The organism is Campylobacter sp. BCW_4321 (genome assembly GCF_001763075.1).
GTDB classification, from domain to species: domain Bacteria; phylum Campylobacterota; class Campylobacteria; order Campylobacterales; family Campylobacteraceae; genus Campylobacter_D; species Campylobacter_D jejuni.
In genome coordinates, this window is sequence record NZ_MJYA01000041.1 from 1 (window position 1) to 1,505 (window position 1,505).

At 34.0% G+C, this 1,505-nt stretch carries 1 pseudogene; it reads right to left on the minus strand.

From position 1 onward, the window contains the following. Window positions 1-1,505: pseudogene (locus tag AJN58_RS10115) on the minus strand (hypothetical protein); the annotation flags it as partial.

Consider the following 1,505-nt stretch of genomic DNA (forward strand, 5'->3'; position numbering starts at 1 on the left):
AGTGTCTAATTTACCCGTATCTTTATCTGTAGTAACAAGCCAATCTTCTATGACTATGCTACCAGATCCGCTGTTAACTAAATGATTACCACTATTATCTTTATCTATGGTTCCTTGGTTATTAACAAAGATGGTTCCACTACCTTCATTTTTAATACCACTTGTAATAGTCGCATCAGAATCATTTTTTAAACTTAAATTATTATTACTTCTATTGAAGATATTACCATAAATAATTCCATTGTCAGTATTTAAAATACCACTTCCTTTTGCAGAAGCAATAAGACCTCCATTTTCAATAGTGATACCATATTCTTGTTTTTCTTGTCCTTCTTTTCCTATGGTTCCAGTATTTATAATACCCCCATTACCACCTTGGATAGTTCCAGATACATTGATGCTAGTATTTACTTGCTTACCGCCACCTATATAAATACCTGCATTACCACCTTCTAATCTACCCCCTGCTTTAACTTCAATGCCTTCACCCTCAATACCATTTTTACTTCCATCTATATGGATTGCATCATTGCCTGCTTTAATAACACCACCACTTTCTATAGTGATTTTACCAATATTAACGGGCTTTTTATTTGTATCAAATGCATAAAAAGTTATACCATTGTTGCCTGCTTCTATAGTTCCTTTATTTGTAAGGGTTTCTATCTTGTTGCCATCACCTATGAAGATAGCATTGCCGTTTTGATTTTTAATTAGGCCTGTGTTTTCAAAATTTTTAATAGTGGAGCTTGAAGTTCCCCAACTTTGAATGAATACTGCTCCTGATAATTGTTTGGCTCCAGATGTTCCTTCTATAGTGCCACTGTTTTTAAAATTATCTATAGTAGTACTTGATATATTTATACCTACTCTTCCCGAAAGAATGCCTGAGTTATCAAAATTTTTTATAGTAGAAGCTTGAAGATTAACCCCAGAGCTCGCAAATGCAGCCCCATTAGGTCCTCCTGGATCTTTTCTTCCATCACCTTTTAAGATTCCGTTTTTGCTATTGATAAATGTTTGGATTGTAGAATTGCCAATATATATTGCTTGTGTATCCCAGTTTTTTACATCTTGATTGCTGGTTTGAATAGTGCCACTATTATTAAGAGTTTGTACACTTGAATTATTTATGCTTATACCTCTATGTCCTTCGCTTTTAATGTTTCCATTATTGGTAATGGTTTTAACATCGGTATAATTAAACTGAACAGCTTCTTTATTTGTTGAAGTTGTTATAACTCCAGTATTGTTAAAATTATTAATCGTGGATTTATTATTAGCACCGCCTTCGAAAAAAACTCCTTTATCGCTTGAAGCTATAGTTCCACTGTTATCAAACTGATCCACAGTGAGAGTTCCCTGACCTCCCCAAACTCCCATATAAATTTGACCATTAACTTGACCTGTATTTTCAAAGGTGTTAACAGTGATGGTTCCTGCAAAACCTTGATCATGTTCTACAGCTACCTTACCGTTAATAGTTCCTTTATTGGTAAGATTAG